Source organism: Bradyrhizobium sp. USDA 327 (assembly GCF_041262065.1).
In the GTDB taxonomy this organism is placed as follows: Bacteria; Pseudomonadota; Alphaproteobacteria; order Rhizobiales; family Xanthobacteraceae; genus Bradyrhizobium; species Bradyrhizobium liaoningense.
The window spans coordinates 205,790-225,069 of sequence record NZ_JBGCCW010000001.1 but is presented as its reverse complement, the minus strand read 5'-3'; the positions used below and the strand labels follow the sequence as shown (position 1 = coordinate 225,069).

The window sequence follows — 19,280 nt, the reverse complement described above, 5'->3', positions numbered from 1 at the left end:
AGTCAGTGTCGCGGCGCGATGATGATCGCCGCGATGATTGTCGCGCGCAAGAGTTTTGTTTGCTTTGATTGTCGCGGAGCGTCAATCAAGCGAGCGTTTTTTGTGTCGCGTGCTCCGGTGGCCGCCCTGGACCACGCTTTCGCTCGAGGGCAGTCCGCCTGCGATAGCTCTCGACGTTCATCTCGACGATGGTGGCGTGGTGAACAAGGCGATCGATCGCCGCGAGGGTCATAGCTGGGTCCGGAAAGACCTTGTTCCATTCTCCAAAGGGCTGATTGGCGGTGATCAGCAAAGAGCGTCGCTCGTAGCGTGCGCTGATGAGCTCGAACAGCACACTGGTCTCGGCCTGGTCCTTGGTGACATAGGCAAGATCGTCCAAGATGACGAGATCGAAGCGATCGAGGCGGTTGATGGCGCCCTCGAGGTTGAGCTCGCGGCGAGCCACCTGGAGCTTCTGCACGAGATCAGTGGTGCGGGTGAACAGGACGCGCCATCCGTTCTCGATGAGGGCCAAGCCGATTGCTGCCGCCAAGTGGCTCTTGCCTCCACCGGGCGGACCAAACAGCAGCAGATTGGCGCCCTTGCCGAGCCAGCCGTCGCCGGCGGCGAGTGCGGTCATTTGCGCCTTGGAGATCATCGGCACGGCCTCGAAGTCGAAGCTGTCAAAGGTCTTTCCGGTAGGCAGCCGCGCCTCGACGAGATGGCGCTCGATGCGGCGGCGGCCGCGCTCAGCGATCTCGTGCTCGGCAATGGTGGCGAGGAAGCGCGCCGCCGGCCAGCCTTCTATATCGGATTGCTCGGCAAATTGCGGCCACAGCGCCTTGATGGCGGGCAGCCGCAGCTCGTTGAGCAACAGATTGAGGCGCGCGGTGTCGACTACGTTGGTTGTGCTCATGCGGCGCCTCCGATCTCGGCGGTACCGATGAGGCATTCATAGGTGGCGAGCGGTGCGAGGCGTACCACGACGTTCGGCACCTGGGCGGGATCCGGGGCGAAGTGAGTACGTAGCCGGTTGAGGTCGGGCAGCCGGCCGTCGTTCAGGTCAGCCGTGAGCTGATTGGCGAGTTCGGCCTCGCAACCGCGCTCATGGGCGAGTGCGAGGAGATCGACCATGATCCGGCAGGCCTTCTTGTCCGGTAAGCGTTTGCGCAAGACGTCGAAGGCTCGGCGGTAAGCTTCCCGGGGGAACAGCTGGTCGCGGTAGACCAGGTTGAGGAGCGCCATCGGCTTGCGCCGCAAGGAATGGATCACGTGCCGATAATCGACGACCTGATCGTGCTTGCCATTGGGATGCGGCCGCCCGCGCGGCAAGGTGAGGAGATGCGTGCCGCCGACAAACACGTCGAGGTGATCGTCATACAGGCGCACCCGCAGCCGATGGCCGATCAAGCGCGACGGCACCGTGTAGAACACCTTGCGCAAGGTGAAGCCGCCGGACGACGTCACGTGGACGATCACCTCTTCATAGTCCGACGTGCGGCGGTCCGGCAGATCCTGAAGTGCGCTACGTTCACTGTCGATCCGCTTGGCGTTGCGGGCATTGCGGCGGCTGGCGATCTCATCGATGAAGCCACGATAGGCAGCTAGATCGTCGAAGTCGGCGGTGCCACGCAGCAACAGCGCGTCGCCGATCGCTCGCTTGAGATGACCATGCGAACTCTCGATCGCCCCGTTCTCGTGGGCGATGCCACGATTGTTGCGGGAAGGCCGCATGCCGTAATGGGCACAGAGGTCTTCGTATCGCCGCGTCAGATCGTCTTTGGCGTCGCGGTCGAGATTGCAAAAGGCGGCCGACAGGCTGTCGGTGCGATGCTCCCGTGGCGCCCCACCGAGTGACCACAAGGCATTCTGCAGGCCTTCGGCCAGAGCGACGAAGCTCTCACCGCCGAGCACGACATGGGCGTGCTCAAACCCGGAATAGGCCAGCCGGAAGTGATAGAGACGATGGTCGAGCGGTACGCCCGCGATCGTGACACCCAATTCGCCCATGTCGGTGAAGTCGGACAGGCCGCGCTGACCGGGTTCGTGGGTCTGGCGGAAGATGACCTCCTGCTCCTCGCCGTGGATCGCCCGCCAGGCCCGGATCCGGCGCTCCAGCGTGCGACGGATGCCGGCGCCGAGCTCGGGATGGCGTCGGAGCAACTCCTCGAAGATCGTGACCGGCCGCACACCGGGGGCGGCCTTCAGCATCGGCGCGATATCTGTCTCAAATACGCGGGCCAAGGGATCTGGCCGGCGACGGCCGCGGGGAGCCTTCTTCTGCGACGGAAGGCGTCGATCCTTCTCGATCCGGTAAGCGGTCGAGGTGCTGAACGAAGCCTTGGCGGCGGCCACGGGTGGGCTATCGGTCTGACGGTACTTCATGTAGAGCCTCATTTGGTGATCGGTAATGTGTCGGCCTGGCACGCGAGTGATTCCTCTTGGCGGAAGAACCACTTGCATAACCAGCCGGCCGCGATCACCAGTCGGCGCGGTCCGCTGTGGATCGCGCCGACGCCGGGCTCGTAACTCCGGTCGGGCTACGCCCTCCCTGCGTCACGAGCCCGGCGTAGCCCTCTCATCATGGTCGACGCTCCACTTCCATCCTGTTCGCCGCGCGGCAGGCTGCGGCGAAGTAGTTCCGCGGCAGGGACCGTGAGTGTGAGAAGGTCAACCGGAGAGTATGGCGCACGGTCACGAGACAGGAATGGGAAAACCAGATCATGGATACGCGCCTCGAGCACGCGAAGTTGAATTGGACCCGTTCCGCGAACTCCCATACGGGCCAGCGGCATGTGGCAGCCGCAACAAAAGGCCGAACACATGTCAGCGCCCGACCACGCTCCGCACTCTTCGAAAGATTCTTCTTGCACCAACGGGGGCGTCTACACATGTCCATGACGATATGGACATCGAGGCCTTCAGGAACTTGAGCATCGATCTCTTTTAAAAACTTCAAGACTCGACTGCCCGGTGGCGCTTGTAGCATTTGCCGATGACGAACCCCGAGGCGACATCGAGCGCGGCAAACAGCGTGGTCGCACCATGCCGCACATAGCTGTGCGTACGACGCTCCGGTATGCCGGGCATCATTGGCAAGACCGGCTGCTCGCGATCGAGTGCCTGAATCTGGCTTTTCTCATCGATGCTGAGGACAAGGGCTCGGTTCGGCGGGGACAGGTAAAGCCGACGATGTCGCGTGCCTTGTCGACGAGCCGCGGATCGCTCGACAACTTGAATGTCTGGCTACGGTGCGGTTGCAAGCCGAACGCCGACCACATTCGGCGGATCGTGGTGCGGGAAAAGCCAGTTTCCGCAGCCATCGAGCGGATCAACCATTGCGTCGCCTCGGCCGGCGTCGTACGCAGCGTGCGATCGATCATGGCGGCAACCTGATCGTCGTTGATGGTGCGAGGGCGGCCAGGGCGTGCCTCGTCAAGCAAGCCATCACAGCGATCCTTCAAAAATCGGCGGCGCGACTTGCCAACGGTGTGTTCGTGGAGGCCGAGTTCGGCAGCCACAGACTTGCTTGGCAAGCCATCCGCCCACCGCAGGATCGCGCGGCATCGCTCAGGAAAGCAACCGCGCAGCACGATGACGACGAACTTGCCTCTCCAAGTACGCCCGCTCCTGCGGACTCAGCACCAACGGCGCGATCGGCCGGCCTTTCCCACCTGCATTCGCCACAAGCGCTCTCCTCTCTCGAGATTCAAGCTATCAACCAATGCGACGAACTTGCGTTCCGGATGACTAGGGTCTGTACCTAAATAGCGCCACGTGATTCTCTTGCCTACGTGTTGATTCGGGGGCGAGAGAATGCGCGCTGGTTTGTTTTGGCTGAACGACAGGCAATGGGCGCGTATCGAACCGCATCTGCCGAGGGGACTGACGGGGCCGGATCGGGACGACGACCGACGCATCGTCAGCGGCATCATTCACATGCTGCAATCGGGTGCACGATGGCGTGATTGTCCACGTGAATACGGCCCTTACACGACGATCTACAATCGCTTCAATCGCTGGGCCAAGCGAGGACGATGGTGCGCAATCTTCGAAGCGCTGGCCAAGCCTGGCGAAGACGGCGTCGTACTGTCGCTCGACTCGACCTCGATTAAAGCTCACCGGTGTGCCTCCGGCGGAAAAGGGGAAGCACAATCAAGCAATCGGCCGCTCGCGCGGAGGCCGCACGACAAAAATCCATGCGCTGAGCGATCCGCTCTGCCGGCCGGTCGTCCTGCATCTGACTCCAGGCCAGGATGCCGATATCGCTGCGGCTCCCGATGTCCTGGCGCTCGCGCCACCCATGAGCGTGCTCCTCGCCGACAAAGGGTATGATGGCGACAAGCTTCGCGGCGCAATCATTCGTCGTGGCGCCAAGCCCGTAATCCCCAATAAATCTAACCGTGTCGTCATCCATCGCTTCAACAAACGCGCCTACAAAGGACGAAATGTCATCGAACGCTGCTTTTGCAGGCTCAAGGACTTCCGGCGCATCGCCACGCGATATGACAAGCTCGCCCGTAATTTTTTGGCCGCTGTTCATCTCGCCGCTCTCGTCGCATATTGGCTCAATTGAGTCTGGACCCTAGACTAGCCCCGCCGCATAGAGCGCTTTTGCGACTGACTCGAAATACTGCGAAGGCACCGGGTTGCCGAGCCTTGCCTTGCCGAGCAGCTGACGCGCCAGAACATTGTCCTCCACAATGTTGAGGCGAAGCGCGCGCGCCTCACCAAGCAGCTGTGAAGCAGCTTCACCCTCGCCACGGCAGACCAACACCGGCACACCGGTCTCGCCGCGAACATAGCGCAGACCAATCAACGTTGCCGGTCCCCGCAATATCAACGTGGCCCGGCTGATGCCGAGTGGAGCCTCGTTTGCCGACTCTTGCCGCAGCCGCCGGTGCTCGCGCTTCACCTGCGGATTGCCTTGCTGTTCCTTGTTCTCCCGCTTGGCCTCCGTTTCCGTCATGCGCATGTCCTGCATAAACAACCAACGCTGGATTAGAAGGTCAGCCAATCCGCCGACCAGAAAAGCTCCAGCGGCAATGCCAATCAGCAGTTTAACCTCGGTGAAGACGAAACCAAAACAGCCCATGCCGCAGACTGGCAGGTACACCAGCGCTTTCCAGCTCGCGGTCACGGTTAAAAAGAAGATCGCACCAAGCAAAACCACTTTAGCCAGGGTCTTGCCAAGCTCGATGGCCGAACGTTTCGAGACGATACGCTTCAAGCCTTTGATGGGATCGAGTTTCTCGAGCTTCGGCTTGAGCGGCTCCGAAGCAAACATAAAGCCGCCATTGGCCAGGACATTGGCCAGAAGAGCTGCTGTCACGGCAGCGGCGAGCAACGGAGCGACAGTGGCAATCGAAAGTTCTAGCAAGCCGCTGAGCGCTTGTGGCACCGCGCTTGTGAACGGCTGCTCCTGCAGTTTATCGACCAGCCGGACCGTCTCCTGCCACTTGTCCTCAATGGCACCCGCTCGCCACCACAGACAGCCGAAACCGGCACAGGCGCTGACGCCGCTCACTAGATCGGAGCTGCGCGCGCTCTGCCCCTTCTTGCGCGCATCGCGCAGCTTCTTGGGCGTCGGAGGAAGCTTTTTCTCCTCACTCGTAGAGCTCATTTCAACAGCTTCCTCAGATGATCGAGCATGTCGTTCGAGGTCAGGATTTCAGAACCGGCATATTCGAGCAGATAGACGGTGTAGCTGACCATAATGACCCCGAATGCAACATTCTTGATCATCGGAGAGAGATCGTTCATCTTGAGCTGAGATGCAAAACGGCCGAGCATCATGACCGAGATATCCACCAGCAACAGCAGGGCCAGAACCGGCCCGGCGACCAACAAGGTCGTCATCATGATACGATCGAGAAGGGCAAGACACTCCATTGCCCCTTGCACTGTCAAGGCAGGCAAAAACTGATAGACAGGCCACACTAGGTAGCTGCCATAAAGGCCGCTCACCATGGTCTGCAGCCCGCCGACCAGAACGAAGATCGTAACCGCCGTAACACCGAGAAAGAGCCCGGTTCCAGTCGCTTGGCTGTGCGTCGCGGGATCCTCCCCCGCAACTTGGCTTGAAATTCCTCGTTGGGTATCGATGATGTCGCCGACTGCCTGTATGCTCCATAGTGGAATACTGAGCAGGATGCCGAGCATCAGACCGACGAACACCTCCTTCACGCCAAGCATGGTAACGCTAACCAAGCGCGTGTTCGGGTCCAAGGCCTGCAGACCGAGCTTGATCTGAGCAAGGCAAGGCAGGCCAATCGCAATCGTCAGGCTTCCCCGAATGAGGCCGCTGATACGCGGCCGGGTGAAGACAGGAAGCACCAGCATGATGCCTAGGGCGCGGGCCGCACTCAGGCCGGTTGCGGCGACGAATTCGATCGAGCCCTGAACGAGAACTTGCGCCTCTGCGGGTGACAGGCCAGCCATCCAAGCTCTGCTAGTATCTTGCGGTGAGTGCCGGAAACTCGCTGAAGATGCGCTCGGCCTGGTCGATCAGCGGGGCGCTGAGAACCGGGGAAAAACCGGCGAGCACGGCGACGACAACCAGAAGCTTGACCGTCAGTGGCAGGGTTTGGTCCTGGAGCTGAGTTGCCGCCTGGATAAGGCCAATGATCAGTCCGGAGATCAGAGCTGCGAGCAACGGCGGCAGAACCCAGATCATGAAGAGCACGAGCGATTGACTGAGGTGCGTAAGGATGCTGGCTTCGTTCATGGTCAACCTCCTGGCGTGGTGTAGCTTAGTACTAGCCCGTGCATGAGACGTGACCAGCCGTCGATAGTGACGAACAGAAAGAGCTTGAAGGGGACAGATATCACTGTGGGGGATACCATCGACATACCCATGGCCATCAAAATCGTGGTGACAATCAGATCGATCGTGATGAAGGGAAGATAGAGAAGAAAACCGATTTCGAAGCCCCGCTTGAGTTCGGAAATCAAGAACGACGGCACAAGAATTGAGAAATCATCTGCCGTTACGCTGCCGCGCATCTCCTCCGACCAGACATGTTCGGTGGATGACAGGAAGAAGCGGCGCTGCTCTTCATTGGTGAATTTCTTCAGATGAACACGCAGCGGCTCCTGTCCCTCCTTGGCGGCCATCACCCAGTCATCGAAACTCTGGTAGCGAAGTTGCGGATCGGTAAGGCGGTTATAGGTCTGCTCGAAGACTGGAGCGCTGATGAAGACGGTCAGGATGAGTGCCGCTCCGTAAAGGACGATGTTCGGCGGTATCGATTGAGTTCCTAGCGCATTGCGCACGAGGAAGAGAACAACCGAGACCTTGATAAAGGCTGTAGTTGTGACGACAGCAAAGGCCAGGAGACCAAGGCCGACCGTTATTGCAAGAAGCGCCAGGATGCTGGGTTGAATTTCAGTCATTAAGCGCCAACCTGCCGCGTAACCTGACGGCGAGCTCCTCGCCGATCCGCACGATGTCGCCTCGGCCGATACGTTGGCCGTTCGCAACGATATCGACCGGCCCGTCAAGATGCCGGCCAAGTTCGAACACGTGGCCTTCGTTGATGGTTCGCAAGGTTCCCAACGGCATCGGCCAGCGGCCACATTCGAATACGAGTGTGATCTCGATGCTGTCGATATCCGCCTCTGACGGGGGCTGCTGTTGCATCTGGTTTTGGGGCATCACATCTTCACTTTTTAGAGGGTGGGATCGCAAGCGGAATGGTCCTCGCAGCACCAGCCTGTCGCCGCCAATCTCTGCAGGGGCCCACAATCGGTCTGCAACGAGAACAATTTGGCCTCGCGCGAGTGGAATTGTGTCCGGGAGCAGCGCATCGCCTTGCTCTGCTTGGCGAAGAACGCCGATCGCGACGCGGAGCGAGCCGATATGGCCTGCAACGATGACCGGGAGTTCGGAAAGCAGCCTGGCCGCCTGTCGCGGTAATCGGCCGAGCAGCTCGCCGAGGACGGTGAAAGCCGGAGGCACCGGACCGTCGAACGGAGAGAATAGAAGCAGCCGAGCCTTGCTGGCGAGCTCACCATAGGCGACGTCAAATTCAAGATAAGGCTGCGTACTCCGCGCTTCCTCGGTGCGAACAAGCTGCAGATTCCGCTGCGTCATTCTTTCCAGCGCAGCAAGCAAGGGTTCAAGCGCAAGTTCCAGGACCAGCGAACGCGCCGGCTCAGAAGGTAAGGTAAGCCCATTCTGCACGGTCCGAACCAGCGCTTCCGCAAGCTTACCCGGCAAGGACAGGATCAAGGTTTCACCTTCTACTTCGAAGACGCAGTCGAGCATCGGTGCCGCAGCCGGCTCCGCCTGCCAGACGGTCCGGCTCACGCGCACAGATAGCGGCTTCTCGCCGAGGAGGCCTTGTAGAGGCGCACGCAACGCTGTGATCTCGTTAAGCCACGAGGCCACTGCGTGCGACAGGATCAGCGACGGCATGAAGGCTGCGCGCTCAGCCGGCCGGTCCGAGGCCGGTGCGGCTTCCGCGCCGCAGGCCCCGAGCTCGCGCGTGAGAGGATCTGCAATCATGCTGGCTCACCTCCCGTCTGCCCTGACGGGCCGCGCCGGTAGCGGAGCAAGACTTCATCATCAGCTTCGATTTCGGCGGCGGCTTCGAAATGAGCACTCGTGGTGCGCCGAACGTCTTGATCAATCTCACGCCATTTCTGGCTCGCCGCTGAACGCCTGGCCCAAACGGCCCTCGCCTCAAGAACCGCAGTCTCAGCTTGCGCCTGAGCAGCACGGGCATTTTCAAGAACCTGCTGCGCCGCTGCAATCTCGTCTGTGAGCCGGCCGATGATGAGATGATAGCGCCGCTGCAGCTCGCAAACAGACATCGCATCGGCTGCTAGCATCTCCCGATAGAGCTCTGCCTCGAGCTTTGCCCGGCGCTCTTCGGCATGTGTAAGATGCTCGAAAGCTCGTTGGACAGCTTGGATCGCAAGGTGGCGCTTGGCTTCCATGTTAGACAATTCACGAATGGCGCTTCGCTCCCGCATGTCCTTTACGAGCCGCAGCTTCGAGGCGTGAACGGGACTTAGGCGGTCAGACGCGATATCCATGCGATCGTCTCCTCAAAGCTGCACGCCTCACCCTGCCCCTGGCGCAGAAAGGCCCGCAGTTGCTCGATCGAGGCGATCGCCCGATCGGTCAGCGGATCAGAGCCTTGTTTGTATTCACCGACCTTGATCAGGAACTCGGCCTCAGCGTACCGTGACAGCAGATCACGGAAAAAGGATGCCGCCTTGCGATGCGGCACGGACACGATCGCATCCATGACGCGGCTGCGGCTCGACAACACGTCGATCGCCGGAAAATGCTCCCGGGAGGCCAACGCGCGGGAGAGAATAATGTGGCCATCGAGGATGCCGCGTGATTCTTCCGCTATCGGATCACCCGTGCCGTCACCTTCGACAAGCACAGTATAGAAGGCCGTAATGGAGCCATGCTCGCCCATGCCGGCGCGCTCCAACAAGCCCGGCAACAGTGCAAAAACGGATGGCGGAAATCCGCGCCGGGTCGGCGGTTCTCCTGCGGCAAGTCCGATTTCACGCATGGCGCGGCTAAAGCGCGTCAAAGAATCCATCATCAGAACGACGCGAAGGCCCTGATCACGAAAATATTCGGCTAGCGCTGTCGCCATGTGGGCGCATTGGGCCCGCTCCATCGCCGAACGGTCGGAAGTCTCCACCACAACGACGGAACGGTGAAGGGCTTCGCCAAGATGACGTTCGATGAATTCACGCACCTCTCGACCGCGCTCGCCGATCAGCGCAACGATAGTGACGTCGGCCGCTGCGCCTCTTACGATTTGCGACATCAGCGTCGACTTGCCGCAACCGGCATCACCATAAATTCCGATCCGCTGACCTTCTCCGCATGTGAGAAGACCATCCAGGACACGGACGCCGAGCGGGAACGGCTGTTCAATCGCGCGCCGTTTCATCGGATTAGGCGCCCTGCCGCGCAGCGGTCTGGCTTCGCCGGCTTTTATAGGGCCCTTGCCGTCGAGCGGCCGGCCAAAACTGTCGATCACGCGGCCGAGCAAATCGGGGCCGGCAGCCACTTCCTGCATTCGCCCGGTCGTCACCACCTCTGCGCGATTGGACAGCCCCACCATGTCCCCGATGGGCGTGAGTAACACCCCATCCGGCAACAGACCGATTACCTCGGCCTCGAGCGACCATCCGCTGCGAGGATCCTGCAATAAGCACAGTTCTCCGACCCTGGCCTCCGGCAAGACGGCGTGCAGCAGCGTGCCCACGGCCCGCGTGATCCGGCCGCGGACAGCGCGTGTATCGATGTGCTTGGCGGAAGATCTTAAGGATGAGAGTGCGGCCTTTACGGTTCCTTCTGCGGCCGCGGCATGATGGGTCGGTCGTTGCACGGTCACGATTCAGCTTCCTCCGTCAAGCCAAAGCCGAGGCGCAGCGCGCGCAGCTGCGCGGCAAGCCCAAGATCGACGTTGCCGAACTCGCTCCATAAAACACATTGGTCCGCGCTCAGCGCCGGATCCGCCTCAATCCTGAGCTTCGGCCGGCCCTCAAGTCCGTCATAATCCTTGAACTCACTGGCTAGCAGGTCGGCTTTCAGTGGGGATACGTGAAGGCAGACCTCCGTGTTTTTATATCTTTGCTCGATGGCATGACGAACGCACTGGACCAGCATCTTGCCCGAATCAAATGCGCCAAGCAGATCGCGAACGATCTCAAAGACCAGTTGCGGCAATTCCCGCTCCAGAACCGCCTTGCGTTGGGCCAGTTCACAAGTCGCCTGCGCAATCAGCCGGGCCATTTCCTCTGCGCCAGCCTTTGCACCCTCGGCGCGGCCCTGCGCACGTTCCCGCTCATAAGCCAGGCGTGCCCACCCTCGAACCCGCTGCAGATGCCGCTCGGCAGCGGCCAGCGCCTGTATGGCATCGTGCCAGATCTCAAGCTGCGCAGCTGGGATCAGCGGTCCAAGAGCCCGAATCTTCGGGGCCGCGGGTGGTGCGAGGGCATCGGCCGTCATGCCCCAGCATCCTCAGTGCGCAAATGAGCCATGACGAGGGAAAGCAGCGGGCCTGCTGCGCTACGGTGCTCGGCAGTTGAGCTCTCGGCGGCCGTCCCAGCGGGCAAGCGTAGAAGCACGCGGATACGAGCAAGCGATGAAGTCTCTTCGAGCCAAGCGCCGAGACAAGCATGCCCGTCATATTCGATCTGTCGGGACAATTGCTCTGGATCGGCGATCGGGGCCGTTGCGACGGCGCAGGATAAATGCCGGACTGCGAAAGCATGCGCCTCGGCACCGATCAACTCCACCAACACAGGCAGATCGTGCCTGGAGAACAGCTTGAGGATGGAGCGTGCATGCCAAATGCCGCCCGCGAGCAGCGCAGCCCGCCGCGGATCATGCCCCAGGAGAGCATCTTCGCTCCAGTCGCCGCAGCTCACCTCCCCCTTGCTGCCCAAAAGCAGTTCGGCGAGCCTTGGCTGTAGCCTGGCACTCTGCTGTAGCCGAGCCAAAGTGGAAGGTGAAAGCAGCGGGTCAAGAAGCCCGGCGAAACGACCGGGATCGGCCGAGGCAGCAAGCTCGCGCAGCCGATCGGCTGCGAGCGTGAACGAGCGATTGGTTTTTGTGGCTGTGGTTGACATTGATGGCGGCATGAGCGTCCAGACTATGACGCATCAGCAATCATCTTGCCCGCCGCTTGGTCAGCAGACAGGCGCGAGCCCCTACCGAACACGCTCAGCTTACGCGATGATTTTCCAAACTGACGCATGCGCGGGCCCAGCAATACGCAAGCGACGATGCCGAATACCGCTCCGGCGCTTCCTACAGCAAGCGCAAGTAACGGCGATGAGCCGGCTCTTGCTGACTGAGCCACAGGGACTCCCGGACCGGCAGACTGCTCGACTGGAGCGCGCTCGACCGGCACGAAGACAACGGCGACCTTGTCATAGGACAGCCCTTCAATGCTGTTTGCGACGAGCATCTTGATCTGCGGCAATAGTGCCGAAAGCCTCGCGCTGGAGCCATGTCGAATGAAGACCGATGCCGAGGATGGGGTCGCACCTTGCCGCAACAAGTCGTTCTTCGGCAGAACGACGTGAACGCGTGCTGAAAGGACGCCATCTATATCGCTGATCGTGCGCGACAATTCTTCGCTTAGAGCATAAACGTATCGTGCCCGCTCCTCGATCGGCGAGGCAACGAGGCCCGATCCCTTGAACACCTCGCCGAGATTCTTGAAGGATTGGCGCGGCAGCCCCTCAACATTGAGCAGGTCAATCGAATAAGCGAGCTGCTTTTCCTCGACCTGGATTGTGCTGGTTCCGTCCTTGGCGACAACACGGACAGCATCAACGCCCTTGCCAAGGAGAAGCGCGAGCATCTCATTAGCCTCGCGCTCCTGAATTTTGGTGTAGAGATCGGTCTTACAGCCGATCAGCGAGAGGAGAAGGGGCATAGCAAGAAACACGCGAAGCCGTCGCCACGATTGACGGCCGCCGGAGCTCCCCCTCTTCATATCGCCAGTCATCAGCTTACTCAGCCGGCCGATAGCAGCTTGTTTAGCGACGAGCTGACGGCGCTGGTGCCCTTGGAGACGAGGGAAACCTGAACAACGTCTTTGTAGACGTCTCGCAGATTCGTCATCATCGATTCGAAATCAGCTCCAACCGGCTTAACAGCCGCATTGGCTCCGGCGTTATCCGCCGGCAAAAGTGGCTGCGCAGCCGGCCCAGGCTGCACCCCATTTACGACAGCCGGCGCAATCGCCGGAGAAACGGCTCGACCCTGGTAGATGCCGGAAAGGGTTTGGAGGATTCGGTCGCCCGGCGGACTTGCCAGCACATTCGTGCGCTGGACCTCCAATATCGGAGGAGTCGCTGCGGGTGGATTCGCGGTCGGGAAAGGCGACCCCTGATTGGGAGCTACTTGCGCCAGGGACTGCTCGAAACGCGCCTGCTCGCCAGCAGCTGCCGGAGAGCAGGCACCGGAAAGACAACCGGCTGAACTGGGAGGGATCGGCGTTGCGCCTAACAACATGGAGTGTGTCATTGTGCTGGTTTGATGACCTAAGCTTTAGCCGATGAACCGATCAAGTTCATAGGCTGCCGAGCTGACGAAAACCTGACGGAGATCAGGTTGACTTGGTCATCTAATGATCACGTTTGGCTTCCAAGCTGCGGCGAAACTCTAACTTCATAATGAGCGGAAGGCGTCAAGGAATGCTCGCGCGGTCCACGGTGGTACATATCTTAAAAAGAATTTTTTGTGCCGGTGTTCTCATCTGTGTCGGAATTTTGCGCACGTCTGCTGCATCCCTTTCGCTGCCGCCCGCCCCTTATAGCTACACCGTTCTCGATCAGGATCTTGCTGCGGCGCTGCAGGAGTTCGGAAACAATCTCAATATCAGGGTCAATGTCAGCGCCGACGTCAGGGGCCGGATTCGTGGACGAATGCCGGACCTGCCGCCACGAGAATTCCTTGACCGTTTGACTGCTTTGTACAATCTCCAGTGGTACTATGACGGACTTGTCCTTTACATCTCCGCCGCCCAAGAGGCGCAAAGCCGGCTCATTGTATTGAACCCAATCAGCTTCGATGCGCTCAAGGCCGCGCTCGACGCGCTCAACATCTCGGATGAGCGCTATATCGTGAAACCTGCCCCGGGAGAGGGCCTCATCCTTGCTTCTGGCCCACCCAGATTTGTTGCGCTGGTGGACCAGACCCTCAAGGGCCTTGTGGCGGAAGCGCAGGCCCGGCGCAGTCCCGCCGCCGAGAGGTCACAACACGAGTCGGTTTTGATGTTGTTTCGCGGCTCCTCGAGCACGGTCTTCCGGGACGGGCGGCCGGAAGCTTCTCCCGAAACGCCGCTTCATGGGGGCGCTGTGCGCGAAGCCGGTCCAGGCCAGAAGTGATGGTCGAAGATGCAAGACCGCTCCGACTGAAGTCGCATCCGATCGTCAGCTTTTCGAAAGCTAAAGCCCCCAGCATGAGCCTGCGAGGTCTTGACGGCTGCCCTGCTTGAGGCAGCCCGATAGATGGATAAGAGACCGGATGCTCGAGGGAAATTGGGTAGCGCTGCCTTCACGCAGTGCGAGGCATTAAAGATCAATGTGGGCCTCCGCACGCGCGCTTCCGAGCTAGCTGAGGCTTCGCATAGCTCAATGCGCGTCATCAGTTGGAAGGAGAAACAGGGTGGATTTCAATGCAGTCGCCCCGGCGAATACGAGCCCGGAGCCCGACACAGCACGGACGGCTACAGATGCAACCGAGTTCGAGCGGCAGCTCAGCGGTTCAGAGGCTCCCGCTTCGGCGCAGGGAGTCGCCCATCCAGTGCTGCAGGGCGAGGCTTATTCACCCTATCTCGACGCGGGCCATCCCTACTCTCCATACTTGGAGACAGGACACCTCTATCCGCCTTACCCAGATTTAGCGCATCCCCTTGGGCCAGACTCGGGTTGGCAGGATAATCTATATGCCGCGCCTGCGGCCGTCGCTGCGCCAGAGCCGGACAACGGCCAGCAGCATCTCTCGCCGCAGGCCATAGCTCAGGCGATCGAGGAACATCCCGGCTTCGATCAAGATGTGATATGGCAGACTCTGGATGTCGGCCCATCGGAAGCCGAGCCACGGCACGGTGAGCCTCAAGCGGGGACATCGCATGCAGGACCATCGCGCACCGCCCCTTTTTCAGGATGAGCCGCCGCACGCCGGCCCCTCGCATGCCCGGCCATTGCAGGCGGGACCGCCCCAACCTGGGTCTTCTGAAGCTCCGCCAGAAAGGACCGCGAGGCGATCCATGTCGTCGAGATGAAGGTAAGCGCGTTGCGGATCAGGATAGTCTGGGTATGACCGGCCCCCCTAAATACCTTCAACATACCGGTTGTTAGAACCAGCACAGTTCTTCGCACAAACCTCCAAACACCGGACCACCTGAGATCACTCGGGGCACGAATCGCGGCATCAATCCGGCCTCACTCTTCGTCAGCTTCTTGCAAGCTGCCCCTGCTAGCACGAAAGGAATAGGTCATCTCGCGGCACCGCCGCTATCTGAGTTTTATGACATGGACACAGGCGCAGCCGATATCGCAGCAACGGCGCCAGACGCTGGCACAAACACCGATAACGCCGCGAACGGCGGCGACAACTCGCACGCAGCATTGTTGCAGCGGGCCTTCGAAAAAGCTCTGGTTGCCGTCGCTACCCAGGTCATAAGCGATACCCAGTCAGACATGGATGACGCTATGAGCGAGCTAGATGATGGCTGAAGGCCGGATTATCAGACGCGCACAGGGAGGACCTGACGGACGGCAAGCCGAACCGAAAACGATCGGGTGAAGCAGGCGGACTTGGCAACAGCAGCCGCTAGACCGTCTTAGGTGATCCTCCAGGCAGGCGGTGCGGCCGTTCTGCAGGACCTCGCAACTTTCGGAAGACGCCGCAGCGACTTGCTCATGCCGCCGTGTCACATATTCTTCGATGAGGGTTCATCAGGAGCGCTCTTTAGCCAGGGCACCAGACGTTCTAAGCGAGCCCGAGCGCTCCCCGCCGATGAACTTCGTCATCTATTATCCTCGATTGGTTCTGCAGCCGCCCGCGAGATCGTGCGCTAGAGAGATCCTCCGAGATTTTCCGGAACATAGGCAGACTTGGCGCTCGCTGCGCCCATATCTGCAGAACTCCGGGGACCGCTACCCCTCAGCATCGAGGCATGTTGCTGCTGCCTGATCCTGAGTTATGGCGTATTTGTCGCTACGAATTGGCGCCAAAGCTCAGACTGCCCCTATCACGCTAAGAGCTAAGATCCTCATCGAGGCCGCCGCACCTAGTACCCGGAATCAGAGCTGAGTGATACGGCGGCCTTTGAAACGGCGTTGACGGACCTTTTTCTTGGTCCAGACGAAGGGCTCGGCTCTGTCGTTGTATGCGTTGACGTAGGCATCGATGTGTTCCTGAAGCTGCTTGAGGCTCGTGAAGGAGGTGCCGCTGAGCGACTGCCCCTGCAAGATGGAAAACCATACTTCGACCTGATTGAGCCATGGCGCACTTGTCGGCGTGAAATGAAATTGCACGTTGGGGTGGGCCTTGAGCCAGTCCTCGTTCTTTTTATGGGTGTTGAGGTTGTCGAGGATGACGTGAAGCTTGCGGTTCGGAAAAGCCGCGGTGACGCTGTTCATGAAATCGAGAAACTCGACGCGGCGCCGGCGTTTTGAATGGGTCGCGATGATCTTTCCGGTGGCGACTTCGAGCGCCGCAAACAATGTTGTGGTGCCATGCCGCTTGTAATCGTGGCTTTGGCCGGTCAAGGCGCGGCCATTGGGCAACTTCAGATAACCCTGCGCTCGCTCCAAAGCCTGGATCGAGGGCTTCTCGTCCACGCACAGCACAATGGCCTTCGCCGGCGGCGCGACATAGAGGCCGACAACATCGGCGGCTTTGGCCGTAAAGTTCGGGTCGTTGCTCTCGCACCAGGACTTGCGAGCCACCAGGTCAATCTTGTGGCTGCGCAGGAACCGCCAGACATATTGGACATCGACATCGCCCAGCGCCTCGGCCAGAAGGGGGCCGGTCCAGCGCGCAAACCCTTGCGGTGGCGGCTTATCCAGCAGCTTCAGAATCCGCTTGTCGGTCGTCTTCGTATAGATCGGCTGCTTGCCAGGCCGCGGCTTGTCTTGCAGCCCTTCAAGGCCATGGTCGGCATAGCGATGCCGCCAAAGGCTGACAATCCGCGGCTGGACCCCAACTTCCTTGGCGATCGACCGGGTGCTGCGCCCATCCGCCGCCAACAGAACTATCCGCGCCCGCTTCAAATCGCGCTGCAACGTCACCGGTGAGCGACAGCACGCCTCAAGCACCTTGCGATCTTTCCTCGAAAGGTGGACTTCTCTTGCTTCGGGTATCATCCCGACCTTGAATCACGACTCACGTTCCAAGAAAAGTGGGTACTAGTATCTTCATCTCCTCACTGAACACGAAAAGCGGGCGCTAGCGCCCACTTCAGTGACTTATCCCATAAGCTGGAACCGCTTCGCAGTACCAGCCAGACCTCAGGCCAACTCAAGCATCGGACGTTGTGCCTGGATTCTCATTGCTGTCGATGATTTCCTGGTTCACCTGGCGTCCAGACCGGTCAACCCAGCCCGAGCCTGGTTGTTCATAAATCGTCTGGGCTCCGTCCGAAGTCAATTGATCAAGCGTACGGCCCGCATTCGACTGCGTCACCTTGAGATTGTTCTTACCGTCAAAGCGGTCTCCAAGCCCTTCGACGACCATGGCATTGTCGCCGTTAGTAATGGTCAGCTTCGAGGCCATCGTTTTGCCCTTGCCGATATCAACGGTGTCGACAGTAATCTTCGTGCCGTCGTCGAGCTGGAAAGTCATGTTCTTCTTGAAGTCAAAGTCGACCTTGCCGTCACCGTCGGCATCGACGTGGGGATCGCCTTTAATCGAGGTGATCTTGCCTGTTTGACTGTTACGAATGAGCACTGTTCCGTCATTTTCGTCGACCAAGATCGAATACTTATCACCAAGCTTGATCTCAGCCTTGCCGTCCCTGACCTCATGTGACCACACTGGCGCCGGCTGAGAAGACTGCGTGGGCACCTGGGCAGCCGCAACAGGCACCATCGCAAGAGGCGGCGGCGGAGGAGGAACGAAGAAGACGGGCGCCGTAGAGGTGGGCGCTCCGCTTGCATACTGGTAGTTGCCCGGCCCACGCCCTTGCTCGCCGTCGTCGATACTCGCCTGATTCACGGCGCGTCCGGCGCCATCGACCCATCCCTGTCCACTCTCATGGATCGTTTGGGCACCATCAGACGTCAACTCGTCAAGGGTCATCCCAGCGTTGGACTGCGTCACCCTCAGATTGTTTTTGCCATCCTTGTCGTCGCCGAGCCCCTCGACAACGATCGCGTTGTGGCCGTTCGTAATCGTAAGCTTTGAAGAGATGGCCTGGCCATTGCCGTAGTCGACATTATTCACAGTAATCTTCGTGCCGTCGTCGAGCTGAAACGTCATATCCTTCTTGAAATCGAAGTCATCCTTGCCGTCTCCGTCGGCATCAACGTGCGGGTCGCCATGAATGACCGTGACATGGCCGGTCTGGTTGTTGCGGACTGTCCACGTGCCATCCTTCTCATTGGCCGTAATCGTATACTTGTCCCCAAGGTTGATCGTGGCCTTGCCATCCTTGACCTCATGCGTCCACACCGGATCCACAGCAGGCTCGGCATTCTGATTCAGCTGGCTCATCAGCATGGTGGAAGGAGGAGGCGCCATCATGTACGCCTGCGTCGTAACGACGGCTGGCGCCACGACGACCGGAACGACACTCCCAACGGCCGTACCGACGAGGGCTGGTGAGGCTACCGGCAAGTACTGGTAGCTCGCCGGGGCATATTGCCCCAACATGGCGTTGAAGGTGGGAGTGACAACAGCGCCCTCCGGCGCCACTCCGTTCATCGAGTCGGGCGCACCCACCACTGGCAGGCCGGCCACGGGAAGATACTGCATTTAGTTCACTCCTGTTGCATAGACGACATCTGTAAAACTGTGAGCGTTACGCGCATAGTCACCCAAGATCCGCCGCTTCAGATCTGCATGAGAGCGCCTGATCAGCTCATCCGAACGAACGACTAATTCCCTTGCCAGAACCGGCAGCCTATGGAGATCCTCTCTCGCCCCATCACCGTAACCGCACGAGCACATCACGCGCATTCAACTCACAGATACGGTAGCCCGAACACCTGTCGAAAAGCTGACGATGATCAGCGAGCCAAGCCGCACGCACTTTGGCATCGATCGGATGTCCGAAACGCATCCTTCGCTGAACGTATCGCAAGATTTAATATTCCCTCCTGGCAAGATTCGTCTGGTACCAGCGGTGCTCCCATGTCTTCAGGCAAATGACACGACGTTGCCGGTTATCAGCCAATCATCTCATCCTCACCGCAATCAGCGCTCCCGCCGGAACTGCACATCATCTGCGAGGAGCGATCAACAGCTTGAACTCTCGCTGCATTTTCCCAAACATCAAGACTTCGCGAAAGGTGAGCTTTCGCAAGCCGCCATCTTAGCCAAACGGGACAAGCGAGGGCTGAGATCCGCACGGCTCGATGACCTTATCCCGCTTCCGTGCTCCACCCTGCAAGCCACGCGCCTGCGAAGGTTCCGCCAAGTCAAATCATTCCTGAACGCGCAGCTAAGCACGGCTCAACTCGCCTTCATCCAAGCCGGCTATAGGGAGCCGCTGGGAGCGACAGGGCGATCCGATGATTGCGAGCAGATGCAAGCCTGCCGCAAAATATCACTCGCCTCAACGTGAGGCTCGTCA

General features: G+C 59.9%; 19 protein-coding genes and 2 pseudogenes. 4 read left to right on the top strand and 17 right to left on the bottom strand.

The features are described from left to right. Window positions 1-85: 85 nt before the first annotated feature. The 3 genes and pseudogenes from istB to ABIA42_RS01060 form a co-directional block, all read right to left on the bottom strand. Window positions 86-895 (bottom strand): IS21-like element ISBj11 family helper ATPase IstB, encoded by an 810-nt coding sequence (gene istB, locus ABIA42_RS01070; RefSeq protein ID WP_014497900.1) that lies wholly within the window; start codon window positions 893-895, stop codon window positions 86-88. Next, window positions 892-2,442, bottom strand: a complete 1,551-nt coding sequence (gene istA / locus ABIA42_RS01065; protein ID WP_080769320.1) for an IS21-like element ISBj11 family transposase — start codon at window positions 2,440-2,442, stop codon at window positions 892-894. Before istA ends, istB begins: the two co-directional genes overlap by 4 nt. A gap of 430 nt (window positions 2,443-2,872) precedes the next feature. Beyond that, window positions 2,873-3,666: pseudogene (locus ABIA42_RS01060) on the bottom strand (IS630 family transposase); the annotation flags it as partial. A gap of 107 nt (window positions 3,667-3,773) precedes the next feature. Here ABIA42_RS01060 and ABIA42_RS01055 point away from each other — a divergent pair. Beyond that, window positions 3,774-4,555 (top strand): annotated as a pseudogene (locus ABIA42_RS01055) (IS5-like element ISBj2 family transposase). Window positions 4,556-4,564: 9 nt separating this feature from the next. Here ABIA42_RS01055 and ABIA42_RS01050 read toward each other — a convergent pair. The 11 genes from ABIA42_RS01050 to ABIA42_RS01000 are packed head-to-tail and all read right to left on the bottom strand — an operon-like array spanning window position 4,565 to window position 12,988. Next, the gene (locus ABIA42_RS01050) at window positions 4,565-5,602 is read right to left on the bottom strand and encodes an EscU/YscU/HrcU family type III secretion system export apparatus switch protein (RefSeq protein WP_011084630.1); all 1,038 of its coding nucleotides are present in this window, start codon (window positions 5,600-5,602) and stop codon (window positions 4,565-4,567) included. Next, window positions 5,599-6,420, bottom strand: coding sequence for a type III secretion system export apparatus subunit SctT (gene sctT / locus ABIA42_RS01045; RefSeq protein ID WP_011084629.1), 822 nt, complete (start codon window positions 6,418-6,420; stop codon window positions 5,599-5,601). The genes ABIA42_RS01050 and sctT overlap by 4 nt, the downstream gene beginning before the upstream one ends. A 10-nt stretch (window positions 6,421-6,430) precedes the next feature. Beyond that, the gene (locus ABIA42_RS01040) at window positions 6,431-6,706 is read right to left on the bottom strand and encodes an EscS/YscS/HrcS family type III secretion system export apparatus protein (RefSeq protein WP_011084628.1); all 276 of its coding nucleotides are present in this window, start codon (window positions 6,704-6,706) and stop codon (window positions 6,431-6,433) included. A 2-nt stretch (window positions 6,707-6,708) separates the two neighbouring features. Continuing rightward, entirely contained in the window at window positions 6,709-7,374 is a 666-nt protein-coding gene (gene sctR / locus ABIA42_RS01035; protein ID WP_011084627.1) for a type III secretion system export apparatus subunit SctR, read from the bottom strand. After that, complete coding sequence (sctQ, locus tag ABIA42_RS01030) at window positions 7,367-8,488, bottom strand: type III secretion system cytoplasmic ring protein SctQ (RefSeq protein WP_011084626.1); 1,122 nt, start codon at window positions 8,486-8,488, stop codon at window positions 7,367-7,369. The genes sctR and sctQ overlap by 8 nt, the downstream gene beginning before the upstream one ends. Beyond that, window positions 8,485-9,021: a hypothetical protein gene (locus ABIA42_RS01025; RefSeq protein WP_011084625.1), complete on the bottom strand. Its 537-nt coding sequence runs from the start codon at window positions 9,019-9,021 to the stop codon at window positions 8,485-8,487. Before ABIA42_RS01025 ends, sctQ begins: the two co-directional genes overlap by 4 nt. Continuing rightward, on the bottom strand, window positions 8,997-10,352 hold the full coding sequence (gene sctN / locus ABIA42_RS01020) for a type III secretion system ATPase SctN (protein WP_011084624.1): 1,356 nt from the start codon (window positions 10,350-10,352) through the stop codon (window positions 8,997-8,999). The genes ABIA42_RS01025 and sctN overlap by 25 nt, the downstream gene beginning before the upstream one ends. Next, on the bottom strand, window positions 10,349-10,969 hold the full coding sequence (gene sctL / locus ABIA42_RS01015; protein WP_011084623.1) for a type III secretion system stator protein SctL: 621 nt from the start codon (window positions 10,967-10,969) through the stop codon (window positions 10,349-10,351). Before sctL ends, sctN begins: the two co-directional genes overlap by 4 nt. After that, the gene (locus tag ABIA42_RS01010; RefSeq protein ID WP_011084622.1) at window positions 10,966-11,604 is read right to left on the bottom strand and encodes a nodulation protein; all 639 of its coding nucleotides are present in this window, start codon (window positions 11,602-11,604) and stop codon (window positions 10,966-10,968) included. Before ABIA42_RS01010 ends, sctL begins: the two co-directional genes overlap by 4 nt. An 11-nt stretch (window positions 11,605-11,615) precedes the next feature. Beyond that, complete coding sequence (gene sctJ, locus ABIA42_RS01005) at window positions 11,616-12,479, bottom strand: type III secretion system inner membrane ring lipoprotein SctJ (RefSeq protein WP_011084621.1); 864 nt, start codon at window positions 12,477-12,479, stop codon at window positions 11,616-11,618. 8 nt (window positions 12,480-12,487) lie between these two features. Further along, entirely contained in the window at window positions 12,488-12,988 is a 501-nt protein-coding gene (locus ABIA42_RS01000) for a nodulation protein NolB (protein ID WP_038975004.1), read from the bottom strand. Window positions 12,989-13,170: 182 nt separating this feature from the next. Here ABIA42_RS01000 and ABIA42_RS00995 point away from each other — a divergent pair, with 182 nt between their 5' ends. Then, complete coding sequence (locus ABIA42_RS00995) at window positions 13,171-13,863, top strand: secretin N-terminal domain-containing protein (RefSeq protein WP_020608155.1); 693 nt, start codon at window positions 13,171-13,173, stop codon at window positions 13,861-13,863. A 556-nt stretch (window positions 13,864-14,419) separates the two neighbouring features. On the opposite strand, the gene ABIA42_RS00990 is transcribed toward ABIA42_RS00995, so the two are convergent. Continuing rightward, window positions 14,420-14,596, bottom strand: coding sequence for a hypothetical protein (locus ABIA42_RS00990; RefSeq protein ID WP_161966260.1), 177 nt, complete (start codon window positions 14,594-14,596; stop codon window positions 14,420-14,422). Between the two features lie 416 nt (window positions 14,597-15,012). Between ABIA42_RS00990 and ABIA42_RS00985 the strand changes: the two genes are divergently transcribed. Next, a complete protein-coding gene (locus ABIA42_RS00985; protein ID WP_011084616.1) occupies window positions 15,013-15,216 on the top strand; it encodes a hypothetical protein in 204 nt (67 codons plus the stop codon). Between the two features lie 570 nt (window positions 15,217-15,786). On the opposite strand, the gene ABIA42_RS00980 is transcribed toward ABIA42_RS00985, so the two are convergent. Together ABIA42_RS00980 and ABIA42_RS00975 are read right to left on the bottom strand one after the other, a co-directional pair. Further along, window positions 15,787-16,851 (bottom strand): IS630-like element ISRj1 family transposase, encoded by a 1,065-nt coding sequence (locus tag ABIA42_RS00980; protein ID WP_039228620.1) that lies wholly within the window; start codon window positions 16,849-16,851, stop codon window positions 15,787-15,789. Window positions 16,852-17,005: 154 nt separating this feature from the next. Beyond that, the gene (locus tag ABIA42_RS00975; RefSeq protein ID WP_014497946.1) at window positions 17,006-18,460 is read right to left on the bottom strand and encodes a DUF1521 domain-containing protein; all 1,455 of its coding nucleotides are present in this window, start codon (window positions 18,458-18,460) and stop codon (window positions 17,006-17,008) included. 250 nt (window positions 18,461-18,710) lie between these two features. Between ABIA42_RS00975 and ABIA42_RS00970 the strand changes: the two genes are divergently transcribed. Further along, on the top strand, window positions 18,711-19,271 hold the full coding sequence (locus ABIA42_RS00970; protein ID WP_370115789.1) for a hypothetical protein: 561 nt from the start codon (window positions 18,711-18,713) through the stop codon (window positions 19,269-19,271). Window positions 19,272-19,280: the final 9 nt, after the last annotated feature.

Coding starts and splice junctions, on each gene's coding strand:
- istB (WP_014497900.1), bottom strand. CDS start 895: ATGAGCACAACCAACGTAGTCGACACCGCGCGCCTCAATCTGTTGCTC.
- istA (WP_080769320.1), bottom strand. CDS start 2,442: ATGCAAGTGGTTCTTCCGCCAAGAGGAATCACTCGCGTGCCAGGCCGA.
- ABIA42_RS01050 (WP_011084630.1), bottom strand. CDS start 5,602: ATGAGCTCTACGAGTGAGGAGAAAAAGCTTCCTCCGACGCCCAAGAAG.
- sctT (WP_011084629.1), bottom strand. CDS start 6,420: ATGGCTGGCCTGTCACCCGCAGAGGCGCAAGTTCTCGTTCAGGGCTCG.
- ABIA42_RS01040 (WP_011084628.1), bottom strand. CDS start 6,706: ATGAACGAAGCCAGCATCCTTACGCACCTCAGTCAATCGCTCGTGCTC.
- sctR (WP_011084627.1), bottom strand. CDS start 7,374: ATGACTGAAATTCAACCCAGCATCCTGGCGCTTCTTGCAATAACGGTC.
- sctQ (WP_011084626.1), bottom strand. CDS start 8,488: ATGATTGCAGATCCTCTCACGCGCGAGCTCGGGGCCTGCGGCGCGGAA.
- ABIA42_RS01025 (WP_011084625.1), bottom strand. CDS start 9,021: ATGGATATCGCGTCTGACCGCCTAAGTCCCGTTCACGCCTCGAAGCTG.
- sctL (WP_011084623.1), bottom strand. CDS start 10,969: ATGACGGCCGATGCCCTCGCACCACCCGCGGCCCCGAAGATTCGGGCT.
- ABIA42_RS01010 (WP_011084622.1), bottom strand. CDS start 11,604: ATGCCGCCATCAATGTCAACCACAGCCACAAAAACCAATCGCTCGTTC.
- sctJ (WP_011084621.1), bottom strand. CDS start 12,479: ATGACTGGCGATATGAAGAGGGGGAGCTCCGGCGGCCGTCAATCGTGG.
- ABIA42_RS01000 (WP_038975004.1), bottom strand. CDS start 12,988: ATGTTGTTAGGCGCAACGCCGATCCCTCCCAGTTCAGCCGGTTGTCTT.
- ABIA42_RS00995 (WP_020608155.1), top strand. CDS start 13,171: ATGCTCGCGCGGTCCACGGTGGTACATATCTTAAAAAGAATTTTTTGT.
- ABIA42_RS00985 (WP_011084616.1), top strand. CDS start 15,013: ATGGACACAGGCGCAGCCGATATCGCAGCAACGGCGCCAGACGCTGGC.
- ABIA42_RS00980 (WP_039228620.1), bottom strand. CDS start 16,851: ATGATACCCGAAGCAAGAGAAGTCCACCTTTCGAGGAAAGATCGCAAG.
- ABIA42_RS00975 (WP_014497946.1), bottom strand. CDS start 18,460: ATGCAGTATCTTCCCGTGGCCGGCCTGCCAGTGGTGGGTGCGCCCGAC.
- ABIA42_RS00970 (WP_370115789.1), top strand. CDS start 18,711: ATGATCAGCGAGCCAAGCCGCACGCACTTTGGCATCGATCGGATGTCC.